Genomic DNA, 22,485 nt, shown 5'->3' on the forward strand with positions numbered 1-22,485 from the left:
GGTTGGTTAGGAGAATGGACACTTATATTAAGGATTGGCATCATATTATCTTAAATTGTAGCTTCGATAATACGTATAAAATGGTTTGGGCTAAATCGTTAGTGGAATTAGCTATTTCGGTTACAGAGGAAGGCGATACAGCTACATTTACTTTTAACGACATAAGTAAACTTTGTTTAAAGCATTATTGGAATCAGACAATATATTTTGAATTAATACAAGGCTCTAATATTAAAAAGCCCCCAGAGTTATTAACCTATACCAAGGAGCTTATTTCAGATTATGTTGCAAAAGTACAAACAAATCAGCCTATTCGGTTTGAAAAGATCAATTTTACAGTACTAAACTTAGAAGATAATTATAACAAGGCGGTTAACAAGGTATCTAACACGTTAAAGAATGATGTTTGTTGGCGTTTTAAAAATTTAGACGGCAGCACATACGAACTTTATGATTTGTCCCTTGATAACAGAACGGTTACTTTTAAAATGGAAGATATACGTAGTATAAAACAATATAGCGATTATTTATTTTCCTTCATAAATTACAGATGGACACAAATGCTCGAGGGTTTTAATTTTAGCCCAAGAATATCTCGTAAAGTAAGAGCTATTGATGAAGATAAGATTAAACGTTCATCACTAAAAAAGTTCCATAAGTATCTTGATCTTATGTGTAACAATGGCAAAAGAACGTGCTTTTATTGTGGCAAGGAAATTAGTGACAAGGAATTATCGGTTGACCATGTTATACCATGGTCGTTTATGTTCTCCGATGATATTTGGAATTTAGTTTACTGCCATAAAGGTGAAAACTCCGAAAAGTCTAACCGTTTACCAAGCGAAGAGGACATTGTTAGGTTAGAGGAACGTAATGCCACGCTATTAACGCTAATGGAAGGTACAAGCTACAGTAAAAGTAAGGATTTTGATCAATTACAGCTAGCTAACGAAAAGGATTACGTTAGGTCGTTTTGGATATCGTTTAAAGGATAAAAGAGCAATTATAACTAAAAAAGCATGTAAAGATAGGTGAACACGTATGGGTGAACAAGTGTATAACAAGTTAGTACGGGATAAGATACCCGAGATGATTAAAAAGGCGAATAAAGAGCCAATTACGTATATTGCTACGGAGCAGGAAGTTAAAGAACGGCTTTATGCAAAGTTAGTAGAGGAATTAGAAGAGTTTAAAAGTACACCAACGCCAGAAGAGTTAGCTGATATATTAGAAGTTATTGATGGTATAGCTACTGTATTTAATATAGATATGGATAACGTGCAAAGCGTTAAGGCTACTAAGTATGCTGAGCGTGGGGGCTTCAAAGAGCGTATTGTATTAGATAAAGTAATAGATTAAATATATATGAAAGCACAAAGGAACTTGAAGAAACTGTCAAGTTCTTTTATTTTGAGTAAAAGTGTACATATTTCATCAGTTCCTGAATTCCTTCCATTTGAAGAATTAGCTGTTTGTTCAGATTTTCCAAAGCCAACTGAAAGGAATGTTCCAGTTTACCATAGTGTGCTGTGTCTAGATTATTTAATAATTTCTTCATATTTTCTATATAATATACGGTTTTTCTCAAACTGCTTATAACCAGTATTTTACGCAGTCAGGTAGTGAAAACATTCTATACCCATTGTCTTTATTTCTTTCTGATTGGACTAACCCCTCATGTTCCCAATGACGGATTGCCGAAGTATTTACTCCCGCTAATTTTGCAGCTTCTCCGATACTCATCCACTCATTTAGTTTTACATTTTTATATTTAGTAAAATCAGCATTTTGAATCATGGTTAGTATTTCTTCCACTCTCTGTTTCTCTACTTGAATATGGAATTGCTGTTCATTAACTAACCATAGGGCTTCTTCAAACCTTGCATTTTTTATCGCTCTCACGACTTCGTAAACAATGGGTATGTCATATCCTTTTAACAAGATTCTAATGGCAATAAAAGCTTGGAAGTGTATCGCAGTATAGAAGCGGTGATTGCTTTTCGTTCTGGGTACAACAGGAATGAGGTCTTGTTCTTCATATCTTCGCAAAGTTGTTGTACTAACATTTAAGGCATTTGCAATTTGTTTAGGCGTATATGTTTCCATGTCTTCACTCCTTTTTTAAAGTTAAACCTTCAAGTGCTACAATAACATATTTTTAACAGAGTTCTAATATATGAACGTAAAAAATTGAAAAACCGAAAGATTGCATGAATGTTATATCCTAATAGTATAAACAATTTAGGAGTGATCAAAATGGAGAAAATAATAAAACTTATGGATGAATCAGCATTAAAGGTTGGTTTAGTTGGAAATCCAACTTCTACAACAATCATGCTGCCAGTGGCTAAAGAATCCGTTTATGGAAAAGAAGCCGACAACTTAAAGCTGTGGGGAGTTGACCCTGAATTAGGAAAACATTTTATCGAGGGACTTGTGGACAAGTTTCAGATTTTATATTTTGACTACGAAGGACACCGTTTGCAACATCCGAACCCAGAAAATCTCACACCTGACAACATAGTAAAAGATCTTTTAACAATTGCTGATGAAATGAACATTAAGAAGTTTAGCTATTATGGCTACTCTTGGTTAGCTTTGGTTGGATTACAACTAGCCATTCGGACAGACAGATTAGAAAGCTTAATCATGGGTGGTTTTCCGCCCATAGAAGGTCCGTATAAAGAAATGATGATCGTGACAAAAAAAACATACGATCAAGCTTTGAATAATCAAAACTCTCCTGATATTGATGAACAAGAGCCGATTAACCCAGACAAGGTTGATTGGGATAATATACAGGTAAAGATCGAAACGAATCAAACTAAACAGTTTGTGACAATGTATGAAAATTTGATGGAGTTTAATGATCGAGAAATTCAACATAAATTAGATATTCCGAGAGTGGTGTTTGCTGGAGAAAAAGATACCATTGTCTATGGAGAAAACTTTGGAAGCGTAACAGTTGATATTGTTGGAATACTTCAAAAGAATAAACAGAAGTTAGAACACTTTGGATGGGATGTAGAAATTGTAAAAGGAAATGATATGGATCATACCAAAGCTATGCAGCCTATAACGGTTCTGTCGTTGATCAAGCCCTGGTTGATTAAAAACTTAAATCTAACATAAAAGACATAGATGAAGATCATCTGTATATAGCTGGGTAGGAGCATACTGCATGGCTATTATGCATAAGATGATAGAGAGGCACGGCGTTTGCCAATAGCGATAAAAGACTTGTAAGCGAGAAATAGATAGAATGATGTGAACCAAGGGGGATATTAAGATGAGTTACAAACAGAAGCCATGGCTAAAATACTATCACAAAAATATTTCGGAATATTCTGATATGCATGAGGGGTCTATGACCGATTTGTTACGACGGGCAGCAAAAGCGTTTGGAGATCAGACAGCTTTTAACTTTTTACCAGAAAAAGTGGTCCTTTCATGAGGTGCTAAGTTTAGCAGAGCAATTTGGACACTGTTTGTACAATGAAGGGTTTACTAGAGGGGATCGTTTAGCCATTATGTTGCCCAATACTCCTCATTATATCTTTTCTCTGTTTGGTACTTTTCGTGCTGGAGGAATCGCTGTTCAGGTCAATCCAATGTATGTAGAGAGAGAAATCGAATATCTGTTACATGATTCAGGTGCGGAAATGATGGTTGTGCTCGATCAGTTCTATCCAAAAGTAAAGGCGGTTCAGGGAAAAACAGCACTTAAGAAAATTATTGTCGTTAGTATGGGTCATTCGGAGGTTCATCTAGAGGATCATGATGTTCTGTTTGAAACATTTATGGCAACTAATACTAGCAAAGCTCCTGAAATAGCGATCAACCCGAAAGAAGATGTAGCGGTACTGCAATATACAGGTGGAACGACAGGGCCTTCTAAAGGGTCATGCTAACCCATCATAATTTATTGGCGAATCTAGAACAAGCAAATGACTTTATGTTTAAAGCGCATGATGATATACCGACCAATCCAAAGATTATAAATATTCTCCCAATGTTCCATATTTATGGTCTGACTTGTGTTACTTTTTTAGGCTTTAGAGTCGGTTTAAATCAAATTATTCTTCCTCGATTTGACGTTCAAGAGGTTTTAGAAACCGTGAAACGTGAAAAGCCATTTCAATTCTCAGGTGTACCAACCATGTATATTGCCTTAAATAGCCATCCTGAATTAGAGGAATACGGCTTTGAGCATATTAAGCATTTTAATAGTGGTGGAGCAGCAATGCCTATTGAACAGATGCATCTTTTCGAAAAAAGAACAAAGGCAAATTTATGCGAAGGCTATGGATTATCTGAAGCATCTCCAGTTTCGCATTTTAACCCTTCCTTCTTACAAAGAAAGGCGGGAAGCATCGGGATTCCGCTTCCAAGTACCGAAGTAAGAATTGTCGAAGAAAAGGAGGGTGAAGTGAAGGAGGTTTCAGTAGGGGATATTGGAGAGCTTATCATTAAAGGTCCGCAGGTAATGAAAGGCTATTGGAATAAGCCTAAAGAAACAGCAGCTACACTTAAAGATGGCTGGCTGTTTACTGGAGATTTAGCACGAATGGATGAGAATGGATATTTTTATATTGTCGATCGGAAAAAAGATGTGATTATTGCCAGTGGATTTAACGTCTATCCTCGTGAGATCGAAGAGGTGCTGTATCAACATCCGTCCATTCAGGAAGTCATTGTTGTAGGTGTTCCCGATGAATATCGCGGTGAAACGGTCAAAGCTTTTGTAATGCTTAAGAAAGAGTGCGAAGTGACAGTTGAAGAATTAATGGCTCTTTGTCGTAAATATTTAGCAGCTTATAAAATTCCTAAAATGATAGAATTTCGTGATCAACTCCCAAAATCTGCTGTAGGAAAATTATTAAAACGAGAATTGAGAGATGAAGCGAGGCATATCCAGCGCACAAAACAAAGGTCTAGTGGTATACTGGTAGAAAAGGATAAGTAAGGAGACGAGAAAAAATGAAAGCGGTTCAATTTCAAAACTATGGAAGTCCAGATGTATTACAAGTCGTTGATCTACCCCTGCCGCAAATCAAGCTAGGTGAAGTATTGGTACAGGTGAAGGCAGCTGGAGTAAATTTTGCAGATACTGCTAGACGATATGGTCAATATCTAGCAAAAACCCCACTCCCTTATATTCCTGGGTTTGAAGTTGCTGGAGAGATCGTTGAAGTTTCATCTGATGTAACTGATTTTAAAGTGGGCGACCGAGTGGTTGCTTTACCGGAATGTGGCGGGTATGCAGAATATATTGCTCTTCATGCTTCACAGCTGATTCGTATACCTGATCATGTTGATTTCAATCAAGCTGCGGCACTTCTAGGTCAGGGACTTTCAGCCTACCATATACTAAAAACCTCTGCACGAATGTCAGCTGGTGACACTGTTTTAATTCATGCTGCCGCTGGTGGAGTAGGGACGTTAGCCGTTCAATTAGCAAAGCTATGGGGAGCGGGGACAATCATTGCCACTGCGAGTAGCTCAGAGAAACTAGATCTCGCGACGTCACTTGGAGCGGATATAGGAATTAATTATACAGAAGAGAGTTGGCACAAAGAAGTGCTTGCTAACACGGATGGAAAAGGAGTCGATATCCTGTTAGAAATGGTGGGAGGAGATATTTTTCAAAAAAGTGTTACATGTATGGCTACAAACGGGCGCCTAGTCATCTATGGTCGAGCAGGTGGACAAGAAACGCTTTTTGATCCTGCTATCCTCATGTATCGCAATGTTAGTATTATAGGGTTCTGGCTCGTCCATTTTGTCAGCAACCCCACACTACATAAGACAGGTGTGGAAGCCCTGCTGAATTATGTTGCTGAAGGCAAATTAAAATTGGTCATTGGTGAAAGCTTTCCCTTAGAAGAGGCAAAAAGAGCACACGAATTACTAGAAGGAAGACAGACAACCGGGAAAATAATATTAAATCCTTAAAGCCAAAGTGGGGTGGTGGTATCATGTGAGCAGGATGAAAGAAGCTATAAATGACAAAGCGACCATTCATTATCGCACTTGCCCTTTATGTGAAGCTACATGTGGATTAGAAATTCATACACTGGAAGGGGAAGTGGTTCATATCCAAGGAGATAAGTTAGATCCCTTAAGTAGAGGGTACATCTGCCCCAAAGGATATAGTATAAAAGAGCTCCATTCGGATCCAGATCGTATTCGAACACCCATGATTCGTCATGGTGCTGATTGGAAAGAGGTATCGTGGGAAGAAGCTTTCAGTGAAATAGAAAAAGGTTTAATCCCCATTATCCAAGAATATGGCCGGAATGCAGTGGCAACTTATTTAGGGAATCCTAACGTACATAATTTAGGGGGACTTATTTATGCGCCAATCTTTTTAAGAGCGTTAGGAAGTCGCAATATCTTTTCTGCAAGTACCATGGATCAGATCCCGAAGCAACTTTCTTCTGAGCTCCTGTTTGGAAGCGATGCATATATTCCTATACCAGATATCGATCATACTCATTTCCTCCTGATTATTGGAGCAAATCCTCTATCATCTAATGGAAGTTTGATGACGGCTCCAAACATGCGTAAACGTTTGAATGAATTAAAAAGTCGTGGTGGAAAATTGATTGTCATAGATCCTGTTCGAACATTAACCGCAAAACTTGCTGATGAACATTATTTTATACGTCCCGGCTCTGATGGGAGAGTCTTCCATTCATGATTAGTGTGGATTTTTATCTTAACGAAACAACCCGAAATGCAAATGTTCTTTTACCTGTACCATCGCCTTTGGAGAGAGCACATTACGATTTGATTTTTTCTTCATTTTCGATACGCAATGTGGCACATTATTCTAAAGCAGTCTTTGATCTTTCTGAAGGACAAATGGATGAATGGGAGATTCTTCTACGCTTAGCTTCACTTGTAAGTGAAAGGAGTCAAGATGAGTTGCATGGTGATTCGTGGAGAAAATTGGATGATTTAGCTATTTTGGAATTGATCAAACACGAGGTGAAGGACCCGCATTCTCCCATTCACGCAGAAGATCCCTTATTTATTTTAGAATGTTTAAAGGAAAGAACTGGGCCAGAAAGATTTTTGGATTTTTACCTTAGAGTAGGTCCTTATGGTGATCACTTTGGGAGCCGAAAGGAAGGTTTGAGTCTCTCCGTACTGGAAGCACATCCTCACGGAATGGATTTGGGCGAACTGGAACCGAGAATACAAGAGATTATTGCTACTCGATCAGGAAAAATAGAACTTGTAGCTCCTGTCCTACTGGAAGATAGTAAGCGCCTAGAACTAGAGGAAGACGAAGCAGAGAATTTGCTATTGGTAGGAAGAAGGGATCTGCGGAGCAACAATTCATGGATGCATAATCTTCCTGTATTAGTTAAGGGAGAGAATCGCTGTACATTGTGGATGCATATCCAAGACGCAAAAAAACGAGGTCTTTCATCAGGAGATATCGTGTTAATCCAATCTCGTACCGGAAAAGTAGAAGCTCCCGTTCATATTACGCATGACGTTATGCCGGGTATTGTGAGCCTCCCGCATGGCTGGGGTCATAACCTCAGAGGAACACGCCTTGCTGTAGCATCAAGGGTTGCCGGAATTAATATGAATCTATTAACGGATGAGCAAGAGGTTGATTGTGCATCTGGTAATGCTGTGCTTAATGGAATTTCTGTAGTGATAGAAAAGTTAAAATGATATATATTAGCTTTTAAAGGGATTTATTGTAAAAAAAATCTTATCTTAGGAGTGATGGTACATTGGAAAAGATCATCTTTAAGCAACTGGAGTTTGTTCGTAGCAATACGATGCGAGTTATAGAGGATGTTTCAGACGAGATGGCGGATGTGATACCTGAAGGATTTAGAAATAATATCAGGTGGCAGCTTGGGCATATCTATTTTGTCAATGAGGCTTTTGCTTTTTATTACAATGACTTACCAATGCATGGCGTGAAAGGATTCAAAGAGTGGTTTTCAAATGGAACCACCCCTCTCGATTGGGTTACTGAGCCTCCAAGCATGAAGGAGCTTAGAGATTTATTAGAGGGACAGCAAGAACGTATTCAATCAGCCCTGACCAACCGATTAGAAGAAGAAACGAAACAAAAGTTCACAACAGGAAGCGGTTTTGCTCTAGAAACCACTGGTGAATTTTTGAATTTCAATCTATACCATGAGGGAATGCATGTAAGTGTAATCAAAATCTATAAATCTCTGATTCAGAAATAGGCGAGGTCTTTTATTAACGTATAAGAATTTATAAGATTTTAGGGATCGTGAGATCCCTTTTTAAGTTTTCTGTTAAAATAGAATTATGGAGACAAACACTCTGAAAAGAATCTTTTTTGACGAGAATAACCATTAGGACAATTTTGTAAAAAGCAACTAGGATATATCGGGAGATATATTCGTAGACCTGCAATAGCCATACATAGAATTGAAGAGTATGATGGGAAAATAAATATAAAGATAAGACAGATGGTCAAGCAAAGAGAGAAATAATAACCGTGGAGGAGTTTATTTCACGTTCAATTCGACATATTCCTGACGAAAACTTTAAAACCATTAGGTACTAAGGAATTTATTCAAGAAGAATTAAAGCTGTTAGTAAAAAACTCATTAGTCTAGCAGCAAAAGAAACAAGAAAATGGATTGTAAAGGTAAAGAAAAGTGTGACAAGAAGAAATTGGAAACAGAGAATCTGCCAACAGAGTGGAAGAGATCCAATGATATGCAATACTTGTGAAAATTATTATGAGTACAAGGGGGAAGTCTGCCTTCTAGACGGAGTGCTAGTAGTAATGTAGGAATAGACTAAAGAGGACAAGCTAGGCAGGGGAATATCTGTCCGAAATGGAAGTTAAGCGATGAGCGTTGGAATGGAGGATAGGTATTCCCCTGCTGTCAGTTGGAGGTACTAAGCTTCATAAAAACACCAAAACAAAAAGGACTCGGCAAAGCCGAGTTTTTCTTAGTTTAAATCTGAATGTTCATTTTGATGCAGAATATACGGTGCAAGATACTCCGCATCACGACCCACCCCGCAAAGCAAAGCAGAGCCTCGCTGATATTGCCAAGGTAAGCCCATATAATAAAGTCCTTTAATAGGACTAATGCCTCTCTCATGCAAGGGAACTCCCTTATCTGATAAAGCCCCCTCAATTTCAATCCACTCATAGGAGGGAGTAAAACCAGTGGACCAAATAATGTTATCATATCTCTCACTACTATGATCCTCAAAGATAACTTCGTTACCAATAACTTGTCGCACTTTTGGTCTTAGCTTCACTTTTTCTTCCGCAAGCAACTTCTTCAGATCGCTTCCAAAGATAGGGTCGTTTCGCTTTCTAAACCATTTCCCTTTGAGGGTATTAATCCCAGCATACAATAAACCCAATCGCTCTAACCAGAAGAAAATGCTTTTTCCTAAAAAGTGAAGAGGTAAGAAATGAAAGGGATGATTAGTAGCTATTGTAACCTCTCTATCTTCTACTAACTCAACAGCGATTTGTGCACCTGAGTTTCCGCCTCCAATAACTAATGTAGAACCCCTAGGAATTTGTGCAGGAGATTGGTAGGAGGAAGAGTGAACTTGAAAAAGTTCTGTTTCAGGATTCTTACTTTTAACGATGGGGGGAATATAAGGTTGTTGAAAAGCTCCAGAAGCAACCACAACTTGATCAGCTATGATGGTCCCTTGGCTTGTTTTTAATTGAAATTGATTGGTTATTTTTTTGAGCGATTTGACATAGGTGTTTAGTTGTACTGGTAGCTGAAAATGAGTTGCATATTGCTCTAAATAATCTGCCACTTCGTCCTTTGTGGGAAACCCTTCTGCTGATCCTTTCATTGGTAAACCGGGGAGAGAGCTATAGCCCCGAGGAGTAAACAAAACTAACGATTCATACCTCCTTCTCCAGGAATCACCGATCCGCTTACTTGAATCCAATAGAATAAATGACTCGCCCTGCTGTTTTAAATAGTAGCCGATCGCCATTCCTGCCTGTCCAGCCCCTATGATAACGACTTGAACATTTTTTTTCATTACTCCTCACTCCTTTATAAATAACCATATTTATAAGCTAATAATCAAATGATTATTTGAATATAATAATTTTATAATAATTTTTTAAAATATTAAAGGAGTTTTTTAAATGGAGGTGGAAATATAATCTAAAAATAGTTTGAAAATATAGAAATATGAAGACTTGTCATTGTCACTATAATATAACTATGTTATTATCTGAGTATATGGAAAAATAGACATTTAGTACCATGATCCTGTAGAATATAGTAAGAAAGGATGTGATCCATTTGATCCACTTACGAGTAAAGGAAAGAAGGTGTATAGATGTCGAAATTGTTAAATGCTCAAAAAAAACCCTCTTTACTTAGAGAAATAGGTACAGTCATTCGACCTTATTCTTTTTGGCTGATGATTACGATTGTCTTTAGTATCTTAGTTTCCTTTGTAGAAATTTTTATTGGGGTTTTTATTCAAAAACTTACGGCATATACCATTCAGGATCATGACCAAGGACTACTAGAGATTTTACTAGGTTTGATTGTTTGCGTTGCAGGCGGTTTTCTGAGTTATTACTTAATTAAGCGATCTTCAGTACGATTAGGCGCCTATGTTATTTTTGATTTAAGAAAGAGTATGGTAGAAAAAATTGACAGATACAAGTTTTCAACGATAGAAAAGTACCATTCAGGAGATTTTGTTTCACGTGTGACACATGATACCACAGTATTACAGCGTTTTTTTACAGAACAATTTCCTCGTTTTATCTATGAACCTCTCATGCTTATAGGAGCTTTTACTTATCTATTGGTTGTAAATTGGAAATTAATTCTTGTCAGTCTATCGGTGATTCCAATCGCTTTAATTATCACTCATTTTTTAAGCAAGCCTCTTCAAGGGTATACAACCGAATTGCAGAAATCAATGGGAACAAACCTTTCAGTAGTGAAAGATACCATTCATGGAATACATATTGTAAAAGTGTTTCACCTATATCATCGCCTATTTCATAAATATCAAAATAGTGTTTCTCAAGTTCTACATAAAAGCTTACAAATCGAGTTTCGCCAAGCTCTAATTAATCCAGTCCAGATTTTTATTATGTCGAGTCCAATCGTTGTCTGTATTTTATTTGCCTCGTATTTGATTTCAAAAAATGAATTGCGGGTTGATGGTCTTATTGTCTTTATTTATCTATTAGGTCTTATTCTACAAAATGTTTCGTCTATTCCAGAATTGTTTGTGCAGGGGCAAAAGGCCCTAGGAAGCTATAAAAGAATTTCAGAAGTACTAGCCTTTCCATTAGAAGAATCATCGCCTATGACGTTTATTCCAGAAAGACATGAAGAACCGATTTGTTTTGAAAATATTGATTTTTCCTATCAAAAGAATGAAATGGTTCTACGGGATGTTTCTTTCTCAGTTAAAAAATATCAGAAAGTAGCCATTATTGGTCCAAGTGGTAGTGGAAAAACCACATTCTTTAAGCTTTTATGCGGATTTTATCCTGTGCAGAATGGCAAGATCAAAGTGTTTGGAGTGGATGTGAATAATTGGGATACTCAAGAGCTGCGTTCAAAAATTGCTCTTGTATCACAAGATATCTATTTGTTCCCGAATACCATTGCTGAAAATATTGCCTATGGGAATTTGAATGCGACGCATGAAGAAATTGTTGAAGCGGCTAAATTAGCCCATGCCCATTCGTTTATTATGGAGCTTCCTCAGGGATATCAAACAATATTAGGTGAAAATGGATTTGAATTATCAGGTGGTCAAAAACAACGTATAGCGATTGCACGTGCCTTTTTGAAAGATGCCCCTCTCTTATTACTCGATGAACCAACCTCAGCTTTAGATACTCATACAGAAGAGTTGGTTAACGCTGGAATAAGGAAGCTATCTGAAAACAGAACGGTATTAGTGATCAGTCATCGACTTTCTACCATACAGGATTATGATCTGGTGTGGGAATTAAAGGAGGGAGTCCTCACTGTTAAACAAGAAGAGAATGACTCTCTAGAAGAATTAAAACCAATCAATAGCTTTTAAAATTATCAGTGTTCGCGAGGGGAAAAGATGATCAAAAAAGAGGCTTCTACTATGTTGCGTGAGTTTTCAAGGTTACTCTCGTTTCTATCTTCTCATTATAAATCGTACATAATATTGATTATTCTTGATAGCTTAATCGTTGCGGTACTTCCTGTTCTTATAAGCTATGCTCTAAGAGATATGATCGATGCATCGATTCAGCGTGATATTGATTTGCTTGTCCGGTCAGGTGTGATGATTTGTGCTACCTTTCTATTCTTTAGCATCTTTGCCCCTATGGTTCATTATTTTCTACAGCGTATTGTCAAGAAAACAATGGCAGATATTCGTTTAACTACGTTTGATCATTTGATGAAGCTACCTATTTCTTATTTTGATCAACAGCATCATGGAGAAGTGATTTCACGCTTGAGCAACGATATAACGAAGGTGGAGCAAACGTATGGTTTGAATATGCAAAGAATGATTCAAAGTTTATTTATGTTAGTGTTTGCCGTTGTGTTCATGTTGATTACAGATTGGAGATTTTCTGTCATCCTCATCTTGATCACGATTGTTGCGGGGATCGTGAATCATCGATTTATCCAGCCCTTACGTCAAGTGAACGATAGGATGCAAGAAGACGTAGCGAAGATGACAAGTAAAGTGTCGGACATTCTAGATGGTTATAAAGTGATCAAGATGTTCCCAATAGGGAAGCTAATGGTCAACCGTTTTTCTAAAGTCAATCAAGATGTAAGCAAAACGTATGTACAAGAAGGAAATAAATTAGCTTTATTAGATGCTTTGAATTTCTTTATCGGCTTTGCCTTGTTTGGTGGAATGATTGTGACAGGGATTGTCATATACTCCAAGGAAGAACTAGGTATTTTAGGACAGCTCGTTCAGCTCCAAACGACGCTCATCTTTGTTTTTATGGGATTTGGTAAGATTATTGCTTCCATGCAACAATCTCTTTCGGGAGCAAAGAGAATTTTTGATCTCTTGGATTCATCAATTGAAAAGGAAGATCAACCTCTGATCAAGGATCGGTCGAAAGAAGAGGTTGTAGAAGAGATTGTAAAAGAAGAGCACAAATCGGCTCTTTCCTTTGACAATGTGAGTTTTCACTACTTAGAAGATCAATCTGTACTACATCAGCTTTCATTTTCAATTCAAGAGGGTAAAGCGATTGCCATTGTGGGAGACAGCGGTTGTGGAAAAAGCACGTTATTTAAATTAATAATGGGCTTCTATCCTCCGGTTGGAGGAGAAATCTTTCTTTTTGAGAAACCCTTTCAACAGCATACCCTGAAGGAGTGGAGGGGCTTAATCTCTTACGTTTCTCAAGATTCTTATTTGTTTGAAGGAACAATAAAAGAAAATATAAAAGATGGACAAGTTCAAGCTTCTGAGGAACAGCTTATCCAAGCGGCAAAACATGCCTATGCGCATGACTTTATTATGCAACTTCCTGATCAATACGAAACTCTTGTTGGAGAGAATGGTGCCAAGCTGTCAGGGGGGCAGCGACAGAGAATCGCTATAGCGAGAGCCTTGCTCAAAGATGCTCCTATTCTGTTACTTGATGAACCAACCTCGGCGCTAGATACTGACTCGGAAATGTATGTGCGTCAAGCATTAACACATCTAATGGAAAATAGAACAACTCTCATCATCACTCACCGTCTGACGATGACAGAAAATCTAGACGAGATCTATGTAATGGATCAAGGAAGGATTGTGGAAAAAGGTACATATCATGACTTAATAGAAGGAAGAGGTCTATTTTACCAACTCTTTGAAAAAGAAAACCAACATACTAGTCATCACAATCAAAAAATCGTCTAGAAATACATCTATTTTTACATTTAATTATAAAAAGAGGTGGATATGATGAAAGATAAAGTGATGTATGATTTAACTCATCCGCAAAAGAGAATTTGGTATACGGAGAAGTTCTATCCACATACAAACATTAGCTGCTTATCTGGGATTTTGAAACTAAAAGGGGAGATAGATGAGCAGATTCTACACCAAGCACTGCAAGACTTAGTGAAAAGTCAACCAGCATTGCGCCTAAGAATCGTAGAGGGAAAAGGGCATGAACCACAACAGTATCTAGCAGAATATAGACAGTTTGACATTGAGGTCATTGATCTAATTGAAGAAAAAGAACAGAAGAAAAAAGAATGGATCGAGGAAAGAAACCGGCGTCCGATCAAGCTGTTAGATTCGGAGCTCTACGATTTCACTATTCTCAAAGTCGCTCCATTAGAAACCTGGTGTTTGGTACGCAACCACCATATCATCAGTGATGGGATTTCGATGGTATTGATAGCGAACAGGATTGTAGATCGCTATAACCAGCTAGCATCAAGTGAGAAGCCTGATGCACAAGCTGCTAGTGGTGAAGAATTTTCCTACTTAGAATACATACATAGTGAGCAAGAATACTTACACAGTAAACGTTTTTCGAAAGATCGAGCTTTCTGGTTAGATGAATTTAGCATTCCACCTCAGTTTACTAGGTTGACTACTCATAATCTATTAGAAACCTCTACGCTTGCCGAGCGCGAAACTCTTGTGATTTCAAAGGGACAAAAAGAAAGAATTCAAGAGCTATGCGAGGAGCATCAAATAGGTGTATTTACTTTTTTCACTTCTCTTTTTCTGCTGTATCTTTACAAAGTAACGGCGAGAGAAGATATCACACTTGGTACCAATTATGCCAATCGTACGAGTGCTTCAGAAAAACAAATGCAGGGAATGTTTGTCAGCACGATCCCAATACGTTCTCAGATTGAACCAGCTCTCGATTTTATTGCTTTTGCACGGGAAACACAAAAGAAACAGAGCAAGATGATGAGGCATCAAAAGTATCCCTATGACTTATTAATGCGTGATCTAAGAGAGCAAGGCTTTTCGATAGATTCGCTTTTTGAAATATGTATTGAATACCAACCGATGAAATTTGAGAAAAATGAAAACATAGAGTATGAAACAGAAATACTATCAAGTGGTCATGAAGGATACGAGTGTGTTCTGCATGTGAAAGATTATCTTGAAGGTACGATTGAATTAAATATGGATTATCGTACAGCTCTTTTTACACCAAGACAAATGCAAAGCATCTTACAGGGGATAGAAGCGCTTGGTCAGCAAGTACTAGCAGAACCAGCGAAATCAATAGGATCATACACCTTGTCCAGCTTGGCTGAATCCTCTGATTTTCTGTGGAATCCATATCTTTTATCTGAACAGGGTAGAAAGCAACGTAAATACTGGCTAAAAGAATTGAATAGCGAGCTGTTTGATACCAAGAGTAGTGCGGATTATCAGAGAGCTATTGGTGAAGAAAGAGCGATCAACCAATTTAACAGGGCTCTTAGCCCATCACTATCTGACAGGATGAAGCAATGGCTTCAAAAGAACAATCAAGAGAAGTATGATTCGCTGATCATGAGTGCTTTTGCTCTCTTTTGGTCAACCTATTCTGCGAGTGAAGAGGTTCTGATTCACATTCCAGCTCTCGGCAGAAAATATAACACGAAGGAAGAGATAGTAGATCAATTTCAGCATGTATTAGCTCTGCGCCTTTCTATCGATTCTCAATCCTCTTTTATTGATTTCTTTAATCAAGCCCAGAAAAAAATAGAGGAGAGCTATGCAAATAGGGACTATCCATTACAAGAAGTGATGAAGGAATTATCTGTTGATCCAGTGGAGCTACGCTCGTTAGGAGCTTTATACCTTAGCTCCATTTTCTTAGAGGAAGACATCGATGTTGAAACGGTGAATGTTGCAGACTATGAATGGGTCTTACAATTTTATCAAGCTAGTGAAGAGCTTCAGATTCTGATTCGTTACGATTCTACACTCTATAAACACGAAACGATCGAAAGAATGGTTCAGAATTTGCTGCACACGATAGACCTGGTGACCGACTATTCAGATCAACCTTTACAAGAGTTAGAGTTTGTTAGACCAGAAGAGAAGAAACAACTCGTCGAAGAATGGAATAGCACGAGCGCCGAGTATCCTGATGAGAAAAGCATTGCTCAGCTTTTTGAAGAGCAGGCTGTTGAATGTTCAGACTCTTGGGCAGTGATCAGTGATCAACAATCCCTCACTTATCGTGAACTCAATCGCAGAGCGAATCGATTAGCAGCTTATTTACTAGAATGTGGTCTGAAGAAAGAGCAACGTGTTGCTATTCTGGCGGAGCGTTCAGTGGAAATGATTGTAGGCATCTTAGCTATTGTTAAGGCTGGTGGAGCCTATGTACCCATTGATCCTCTGTTTCCAGCTCAAAGAATAGAGTTTATGCTGGAGGATTCTCAAGCAGTCTTTCTCCTCACGTTAGACAAAAATAACAGAACAGATATTATGTACGCTGGAAAGATGATTTGCATCAATGAATGGATACACAAGACGGAAGGCGCTGGTAAGGAAGACACAGAGAAGCTCGACGAATTATTTTGTGAGGTTAGCAGGGGGTCTTCAGATCTAGCCTATATCATGTATACTTCTGGTTCCACAGGAAATCCCAAAGGGGTTATGGTTGAAAATCAGAATGTTGTACGCTTGGTGAAAAATACAAATTATGTACCATTAAGTAGAACAACTCGTATCCTACAAACAGGCTCGGTTGTCTTTGATGCGTGTACGTTTGAAATTTGGGGAGCGTTATTAAATGGGGGACAAGTCGTTCTTGTTGATCAAGATACTCTATTAGACAGTCGTAAGCTAGGACAAGCTTTGGAATTATATCGGATTAATACCATGTTCGTAACCACCGCCTTGTTTATGCAATTAACAGATCAAGATCCTTCCTTGTTTGGCGGACTGGATACCTTACTTGTTGGAGGAGAAATCCTCTCGGTTCCACATATCAACCGTTTTAAACAAGTTCATCCAGAGGTGAAGATCAAGAATATTTATGGTCCGACTGAAAATACCACATTCTCAACCTACTATGAAATAGAACAAGAGCATGAAGAAGCGATCCCCATTGGGCAGCCCATTTCAAATAGCACTGCTTATATTGTTGATAAACACTTGCGTCTTGTTCCTATCGGGGTAGCTGGAGAGTTAGTTGTTGGAGGGGGCGGAGTAGCTCGCGGATACTTGAACAGAGAAGAACTAACCTCAGAAAAGTTTATTGATAGCCCATATAAAGAAGGAGAGCGCTGGTATCGTACAGGGGACATGGCTCGCTTTCGTTCTGATGGTCAGATTGAATACATTGGACGTATCGATGATCAAGTAAAAATAAGGGGATATCGAATTGAATTAGGGGAGATTGTCAGTTGCTTAACCCAGTATCCAGCTGTTAAAGAAGCGATCGTCCTTGCGAAAAAAGGAAATGGGCGAGAGGCGGAGCTGGTAGCTTATGTAACAGGAGTGGCGGAGCTTCCTGTTCAAAGCTTGAAGGATTATATGGCCTCACGTTTACCTAAATATATGCTTCCTTCTACTTATGTAGTCATGAAACAGCTTCCGCTTAACGTAAATGGCAAAATCGATCGAAAGGCATTGCCTGAGCCTGTTAAGGTAGGAAAGCACACAGAGTATGTAGCTCCTTCAACCAACATAGAACAAGAGCTATGTTTACTGTGGGAAGAAGTATTAGAAATAAAAGGCATAGGGATCCATGATCACTTTTTTGAGCTGGGGGGTCATTCCTTACAAGCGGCACATATTGCTTCACACATCTATAAAAAGCTAGATTTAGAGATTAGCTTGAAGGAATTCTTTATTCATCCCACCATTCATGAGTTAGCTCATGTTCTGGAGCAAAAGAAAAAGAGTCAGTTTATAGCCATACCAAGACAGGAGAAAAAGGAACATTATATCGTTTCTCCTGCTCAAAAAAGAATGTTTGTGCTTTCCCAATTTGAAGGAGCTGATACAAGCTACCATATGCCGCAAATTATGCACATAAAAGGACGCTTTGATTTAGAAAAATGTCAGCAGGCAATCGAACAATTGATAGACAGACATGAAGCGTTTAGAACCTCTTTTGATATGGTAGAAGGAAATCTTGTGCAACGAATTAGTGAATCGGTCCATTATAAAGTCGAAGTAGAAGAAATGGATGAAAGCATCCAGCCTGATCCAGAGCAGCTCATGAAGGAGTTTATACGTCCTTTCGATTTTATGCAGGCTCCACTTTTTCGTCTGAAAATCATCAAAAGAAGCAATGAGGAGTTTTACTTCTTATTTGACATGCACCATATTATTTCAGATGGACAATCGATCCACATTTTTATTAAAGAATTTGTCGCATTGTATGAAGGAAAAGAATTGGATTTTTCTCTTGAGGTTCAGTACAAAGATTTTGCAGAATGGCAATCTCAGAACTTGCATAGTGACAGGTTCATGGCACAGGGGGAATACTGGTTAAATCAGGTAAGTGAAGAGATCAATCCACTTCAATTGCCAACTGATTATGCTCGTCCGGCTATCCAACGTTTTGACGGGGATGACTATCAATTCTCACTGAACTATACAGAGAATCAACAAGTGATGAAGCTGCTGGAAGAGCTGGCTTCTACTTATGGTATAACGAAGCAGATGTTTATGTTCTCTGTTTTCTCACTTCTTTTAAGTAAGTATTCTAATCAACATGAATTTATCCTTGGGCTTCCGACAAGCGGGAGAACACATGTTGAGACGTATCCAATGATCGGAATGTTTGTAAATACCTTACCGATCCGAGTCAATATTGAAGCAGAGGGCACGTTTCTCGATTTGTTACTAGGGATGAAGCAGAAGGTCATTGAGGCTTTTGAGCATCAGGATTACCCGTTAGAACAGATCATGGAAAAAGGTCATGTTAAGAGAGATATGAGTCGGAATCCTTTGTTTGATGTTGTGTTCTCTTATAACAATATCGTTGATCCTCGATTTTCATTGTCAGATGTTGAATTTGTACCTTGTCACTTTAAGCATGGTATCAGTAAATTTGACCTGACATTTGAGGTTATCGAACAGAGCCATACCTTTAGCTTCCGTTTTGAATACAATACAAATCTTTTTCAGCAAGCAACGCTGAAACGAATGGCACAGCACTTTGTACAAATTTTAAAATGTGTGACATTTCAACCTAGCCATCCTGTTGCTGGAGTAGAGTGGCTCCTAGCAGAAGAAAAGCAACAAATTCTAGAAGAATTTAATGCCACAAAGGCTGTATATCCTAGAGAAAAAAACATTGTTCAATTATTTGAGGAGCAGGCTGCTTTAGCTCCCCAGCAGTGGGCGGTCATTGGTCAGCATAATAAATGGACCTACCAAGAGCTAGATGATGTCAGTACGCAGTTGGCTAGCCAGCTCATTCAGATAGGGTTAAGAACAGAGGAGTGTGTGGCGATCTTAGCCGATCGATCCCCAGAAACGATCATTAGTATTTTGGCTATCTTAAAGGCAGGAGGTGCTTATGTTCCCATTGATCCAGCTTATCCTACTCAAAGAATGGAGTATATGCTGGAAGATAGTGGAGCCCAGATCCTACTGATTGCCCACTCTACAGGAACAAAAGCAGAGTTTGGCTTTTCTGGAACAACTCTCGTGCTGGATGAATGGTTAGCATCAGTGTACGAAACAGGGGAAATGTCTGCAAGCGCAGTGCAAAACCTCTTTCAACGTCAACCACTGCCTAACCATTTAGCTTATGTGATGTATACCTCAGGCTCGACAGGAAAACCAAAAGGAGTGATGATTGAACATCGCAATGTCATCCGCTTGGTGAAGAATACGAATTATGCTTCTTTTGACAAACAGACTCGTTTGTTACTCACGGGTTCAATGGTCTTTGATGCGTGCACATTTGAGATTTGGGGTGCCTTGCTTAATGGAGGACAGCTCTATTTAGTCCAGCAAGAGGTTTTGTTGGATAGCCGACAATTACAATGGACGATCGAGCAGAATCAGATCAACGTGATGTTCTTAACCAGCGCTTTGTTCACTCAATTATCTGAGCAAAATGTGGATCTCTTTCAAGACTTAGAATGCTTATTAGTAGGGGGAGATGTCTTATCTTGTCCGCATATCAATCGGGTTAAGCAAAGACATCCACAGCTTAGAATTGTTAATTTGTACGGTCCAACTGAAAACACGACCGTTTCTACTTATTATCTCATAGAGCAGGAATATCAAGAGTCAATTCCTATAGGTCGACCGATCCAGCACTCTACAGCCTATGTCGTTAATGCTAATCTCCATTTTTTACCAGCGGGAATTGTTGGAGAATTATGTGTAGGAGGAGATGGAGTAGCAAGAGGCTATCTTAATCAGCCTGAACTTACAGCAGAGAAGTTTATTGAAAGTCCGTATATAAAAGGGGAGCGCTGGTATCGAACCGGTGATCTGGCTCGTTTTCGAGCAGATGGAGTACTCGAATACCTCGGTAGAATCGATGAACAAGTGAAATTACGAGGCTACCGGATAGAACCTGGAGAAATTAGCCGACATATTTCCTCACATCCTATGGTACAGGAGGCAGTCATAGTCGTTCATAAGATGGAGAACAAGGCTGTGGAATTGCATGCTTATGTGGCTGCTGAACCAGCATTAACCACGGATGAGTTGTGGAGTTTTGTGGAGGAGCGACTACCAGAATATATGATTCCAGTATCATTTACTTTACTGGATAAGCTTCCACTTACGGTGAATGGCAAGATTGATCGGAAAGCATTACCTGAACCAGCCAAGGAAGGACGAAAAAAGAGAGCATTTGTTGAGCCACAAAATGATATTCAAGAGCTTCTAGCTAAGGTATGGGAAGAGGTATTGGGCGTATCTCCTATAGGAATACGTGATAACTTTTTTGAACTTGGCGGAGACTCGATCAAAGCATTACAAATTGTTACTCGTTTAAATCAAAAACAGAAGCATGTAGAGGTCAAGCATGTATTTCAATATCCTACAGTGGAAGCAGTCAGTATGTATGTTACGGAATGGGAATCTGTTGTAGACCAAGGACCAGTGATGGGTGAAGCACCACTCAGCCCGATCCAGCGATGGTTTTTTAATCAAGAAGTACGGAATCAACATCATTGGAATCAATCCGTCATGCTGTATCGCGCAGATGGGTTTGATGAGAATCTTGTACGAAAAACTTTCCAAGCCCTTACCTGGCATCATGATGCCCTACGCATGGTTTTCATCAAGAACCATTCCCAGTGGAGTCAAAAGAATCGCGGGTTGGAAGAGGGAGAGCTATTCACTCTTGAAGTCATCGACTTACGGCAGGACTGCCATATAGGGGATGAAAAGGAAGCCGAAAACAGCCTTGCTTCAAGAATCGAAGAGAAAGCTTCACAGATTCAAGCAAGTATTGATATAGAACGAGGTCCTTTGGTTAAGCTGGGATTATTTAAGACAACAGAAGGAGATCACCTGCTGATTGCCATTCATCATCTCGTTATCGATGGAGTATCTTGGAGAATATTGCTAGAGGATCTTCAAACAGCGTATCATCAGGCAAAAACAACTGAACATGTAGAGTTGCCGAAAAAGACCCTTTCCTATCTTGAATGGGCAAACAGCGTATTTGCGGATGAGTACCTGCAACAAATGGACCAGGAGGAGCTGGAGTATTGGAAAGAGGTTGAACAGGCGAGTACGTATATTCCTTCTGATCATCAGGTTAGCCAACGTAAAACCAAAGATTTCCGCACAATTTCCGTGTCTTTATCCCGGGAACATACAGAGAAGTGGCTTACACAAGTCAACACAGCCTATCGTACCAACAGCGAAGATTTATTGTTGGCGGCGCTGAGTCGTGCCTTATATCACTGGAAAAGGATCAGTCAAGTCTGTATTCATATGGAGGGGCATGGAAGAGAAGAGGGGAATCACTCTCTGGAGGTTTCCAGAACGGTGGGTTGGTTCACGGCTCTTTATCCGATGGTTATCCAAGTATACGATGAGCAAGATGTAGCACAGCATATTAAACGAACCAAGGAACAACTGAGAACGGTACCCCATAAAGGAGTACATTACGGAATAATAAAATATATGGATTCTACTAAACAACCTAGTCCTTTAAAAACAACTTTTCATCCTGAGCTTAGCTTTAACTATTTAGGTCAATTCTCACATGATGTGGACAATGAACTTTTTAGCATTTCTCAGTATTCTACAGGACAAGAATTAAGCCCAGAATCCGATAGGCATATAAGTTAGATGTTGTTTGCCTCGTTTCAGAAGGGCAGCTGCACATTAGGATTCACTACCATCACTTAGAATATGAAGAGCAAACGGTAGAACATTTACTAGAGATTTATAAGCAAGAGCTACTCCAGATATTACAGCATTGTTTAAACAAAGAAGAAACCGAGGCAACACCTAGTGATTTCGATGCCAAAGATTTAAGTCTGGAAGATTTGGATGAAGTTTTTGATCTGTTAGAGAGCCATAAATAGA

14 protein-coding genes and 3 pseudogenes are annotated in these 22,485 nt (G+C 38.8%); 15 read left to right on the plus strand and 2 right to left on the minus strand.

Annotated elements, in window-relative coordinates; translation table 11 throughout:
- The first annotated feature begins 14 nt into the window (after nucleotides 1–14).
- Nucleotides 15–995, plus strand: a complete 981-nt coding sequence (locus tag JCM10596_RS12780; RefSeq protein ID WP_025027469.1) for an HNH endonuclease signature motif containing protein — start codon at nucleotides 15–17, stop codon at nucleotides 993–995.
- A gap of 46 nt (nucleotides 996–1,041) precedes the next feature.
- A complete protein-coding gene (locus JCM10596_RS12785) occupies nucleotides 1,042–1,359 on the plus strand; it encodes a nucleoside triphosphate pyrophosphohydrolase (protein ID WP_025027470.1) in 318 nt (105 codons plus the stop codon).
- 46 nt (nucleotides 1,360–1,405) lie between these two features.
- On the opposite strand, the pseudogene JCM10596_RS25395 reads toward JCM10596_RS12785, so the two are convergent.
- Nucleotides 1,406–2,106 (minus strand): annotated as a pseudogene (locus JCM10596_RS25395) (MerR family DNA-binding transcriptional regulator).
- 150 nt (nucleotides 2,107–2,256) lie between these two features.
- Between JCM10596_RS25395 and JCM10596_RS12795 the strand changes: the two are divergent.
- The 9 genes and pseudogenes from JCM10596_RS12795 to JCM10596_RS31680 form a co-directional block, all read left to right on the plus strand.
- The gene (locus JCM10596_RS12795) at nucleotides 2,257–3,132 is read left to right on the plus strand and encodes an alpha/beta fold hydrolase (protein WP_025027471.1); all 876 of its coding nucleotides are present in this window, start codon (nucleotides 2,257–2,259) and stop codon (nucleotides 3,130–3,132) included.
- 157 nt (nucleotides 3,133–3,289) lie between these two features.
- Entirely contained in the window at nucleotides 3,290–3,454 is a 165-nt protein-coding gene (locus JCM10596_RS31365; RefSeq protein WP_369345634.1) for a hypothetical protein, read from the plus strand.
- A 1-nt stretch (nucleotide 3,455) separates the two neighbouring features.
- Nucleotides 3,456–4,441 (plus strand): annotated as a pseudogene (locus JCM10596_RS31370) (AMP-binding protein); the annotation flags it as partial.
- A 126-nt stretch (nucleotides 4,442–4,567) separates the two neighbouring features.
- The gene (locus JCM10596_RS31375) at nucleotides 4,568–4,966 is read left to right on the plus strand and encodes an AMP-binding enzyme (RefSeq protein ID WP_369345635.1); all 399 of its coding nucleotides are present in this window, start codon (nucleotides 4,568–4,570) and stop codon (nucleotides 4,964–4,966) included.
- Nucleotides 4,967–4,980: 14 nt separating this feature from the next.
- On the plus strand, nucleotides 4,981–5,955 hold the full coding sequence (locus JCM10596_RS12805; protein WP_025027472.1) for a quinone oxidoreductase family protein: 975 nt from the start codon (nucleotides 4,981–4,983) through the stop codon (nucleotides 5,953–5,955).
- A gap of 34 nt (nucleotides 5,956–5,989) precedes the next feature.
- Nucleotides 5,990–6,703 (plus strand): molybdopterin-dependent oxidoreductase, encoded by a 714-nt coding sequence (locus JCM10596_RS29765; RefSeq protein ID WP_234410497.1) that lies wholly within the window; start codon nucleotides 5,990–5,992, stop codon nucleotides 6,701–6,703.
- On the plus strand, nucleotides 6,700–7,695 hold the full coding sequence (locus JCM10596_RS29770) for a molybdopterin dinucleotide binding domain-containing protein (RefSeq protein WP_025027474.1): 996 nt from the start codon (nucleotides 6,700–6,702) through the stop codon (nucleotides 7,693–7,695). The genes JCM10596_RS29765 and JCM10596_RS29770 overlap by 4 nt, the downstream gene beginning before the upstream one ends.
- A 62-nt stretch (nucleotides 7,696–7,757) precedes the next feature.
- On the plus strand, nucleotides 7,758–8,228 hold the full coding sequence (locus tag JCM10596_RS12820) for a DinB family protein (RefSeq protein ID WP_025027475.1): 471 nt from the start codon (nucleotides 7,758–7,760) through the stop codon (nucleotides 8,226–8,228).
- 147 nt (nucleotides 8,229–8,375) lie between these two features.
- Nucleotides 8,376–8,800: pseudogene (locus tag JCM10596_RS31680) on the plus strand (transposase); the annotation flags it as partial.
- 170 nt (nucleotides 8,801–8,970) lie between these two features.
- Here JCM10596_RS31680 and JCM10596_RS12825 read toward each other — a convergent pair.
- Nucleotides 8,971–10,044: a flavin-containing monooxygenase gene (locus JCM10596_RS12825; RefSeq protein ID WP_025027476.1), complete on the minus strand. Its 1,074-nt coding sequence runs from the start codon at nucleotides 10,042–10,044 to the stop codon at nucleotides 8,971–8,973.
- A gap of 306 nt (nucleotides 10,045–10,350) precedes the next feature.
- Here JCM10596_RS12825 and JCM10596_RS12830 point away from each other — a divergent pair, with 306 nt between their 5' ends.
- Genes JCM10596_RS12830 through JCM10596_RS31380 form a run of 4 tightly spaced genes read left to right on the plus strand, consistent with a single transcriptional unit; the run spans nucleotide 10,351 to nucleotide 22,484 of the window.
- Nucleotides 10,351–12,075 (plus strand): ABC transporter ATP-binding protein, encoded by a 1,725-nt coding sequence (locus JCM10596_RS12830; protein WP_025027477.1) that lies wholly within the window; start codon nucleotides 10,351–10,353, stop codon nucleotides 12,073–12,075.
- 27 nt (nucleotides 12,076–12,102) lie between these two features.
- Entirely contained in the window at nucleotides 12,103–13,905 is a 1,803-nt protein-coding gene (locus tag JCM10596_RS12835; protein WP_025027478.1) for an ABC transporter ATP-binding protein, read from the plus strand.
- A 42-nt stretch (nucleotides 13,906–13,947) separates the two neighbouring features.
- Entirely contained in the window at nucleotides 13,948–22,245 is an 8,298-nt protein-coding gene (locus JCM10596_RS25405) for a non-ribosomal peptide synthetase (protein WP_081792028.1), read from the plus strand.
- A 41-nt stretch (nucleotides 22,246–22,286) separates the two neighbouring features.
- A complete protein-coding gene (locus JCM10596_RS31380) occupies nucleotides 22,287–22,484 on the plus strand; it encodes a hypothetical protein (protein WP_369345636.1) in 198 nt (65 codons plus the stop codon).
- Nucleotide 22,485 lies beyond the last annotated feature (1 nt).

The sequence above is a fragment of the Caldalkalibacillus mannanilyticus JCM 10596 genome, from assembly GCF_000615945.1.
GTDB lineage: Bacteria > Bacillota > Bacilli > Caldalkalibacillales > JCM-10596 > Bacillus_AT > Bacillus_AT mannanilyticus.

Excerpts from the sequence above, each read along its gene's own strand:
- JCM10596_RS31375 (WP_369345635.1), top strand. The coding sequence starts at position 4,568 with ATGGATGAGAATGGATATTTTTATATTGTCGATCGGAAAAAAGATGTG.
- JCM10596_RS25405 (WP_081792028.1), top strand. The coding sequence starts at position 13,948 with ATGATGAAAGATAAAGTGATGTATGATTTAACTCATCCGCAAAAGAGA.
- JCM10596_RS12785 (WP_025027470.1), top strand. The coding sequence starts at position 1,042 with ATGGGTGAACAAGTGTATAACAAGTTAGTACGGGATAAGATACCCGAG.
- JCM10596_RS12795 (WP_025027471.1), top strand. The coding sequence starts at position 2,257 with ATGGAGAAAATAATAAAACTTATGGATGAATCAGCATTAAAGGTTGGT.
- JCM10596_RS29770 (WP_025027474.1), top strand. The coding sequence starts at position 6,700 with ATGATTAGTGTGGATTTTTATCTTAACGAAACAACCCGAAATGCAAAT.
- JCM10596_RS12805 (WP_025027472.1), top strand. The coding sequence starts at position 4,981 with ATGAAAGCGGTTCAATTTCAAAACTATGGAAGTCCAGATGTATTACAA.
- JCM10596_RS29765 (WP_234410497.1), top strand. The coding sequence starts at position 5,990 with ATGAAAGAAGCTATAAATGACAAAGCGACCATTCATTATCGCACTTGC.
- JCM10596_RS12830 (WP_025027477.1), top strand. The coding sequence starts at position 10,351 with ATGTCGAAATTGTTAAATGCTCAAAAAAAACCCTCTTTACTTAGAGAA.
- JCM10596_RS12825 (WP_025027476.1), bottom strand. The coding sequence starts at position 10,044 with ATGAAAAAAAATGTTCAAGTCGTTATCATAGGGGCTGGACAGGCAGGA.
- JCM10596_RS31365 (WP_369345634.1), top strand. The coding sequence starts at position 3,290 with ATGAGTTACAAACAGAAGCCATGGCTAAAATACTATCACAAAAATATT.
- JCM10596_RS12780 (WP_025027469.1), top strand. The coding sequence starts at position 15 with ATGGACACTTATATTAAGGATTGGCATCATATTATCTTAAATTGTAGC.
- JCM10596_RS12835 (WP_025027478.1), top strand. The coding sequence starts at position 12,103 with ATGATCAAAAAAGAGGCTTCTACTATGTTGCGTGAGTTTTCAAGGTTA.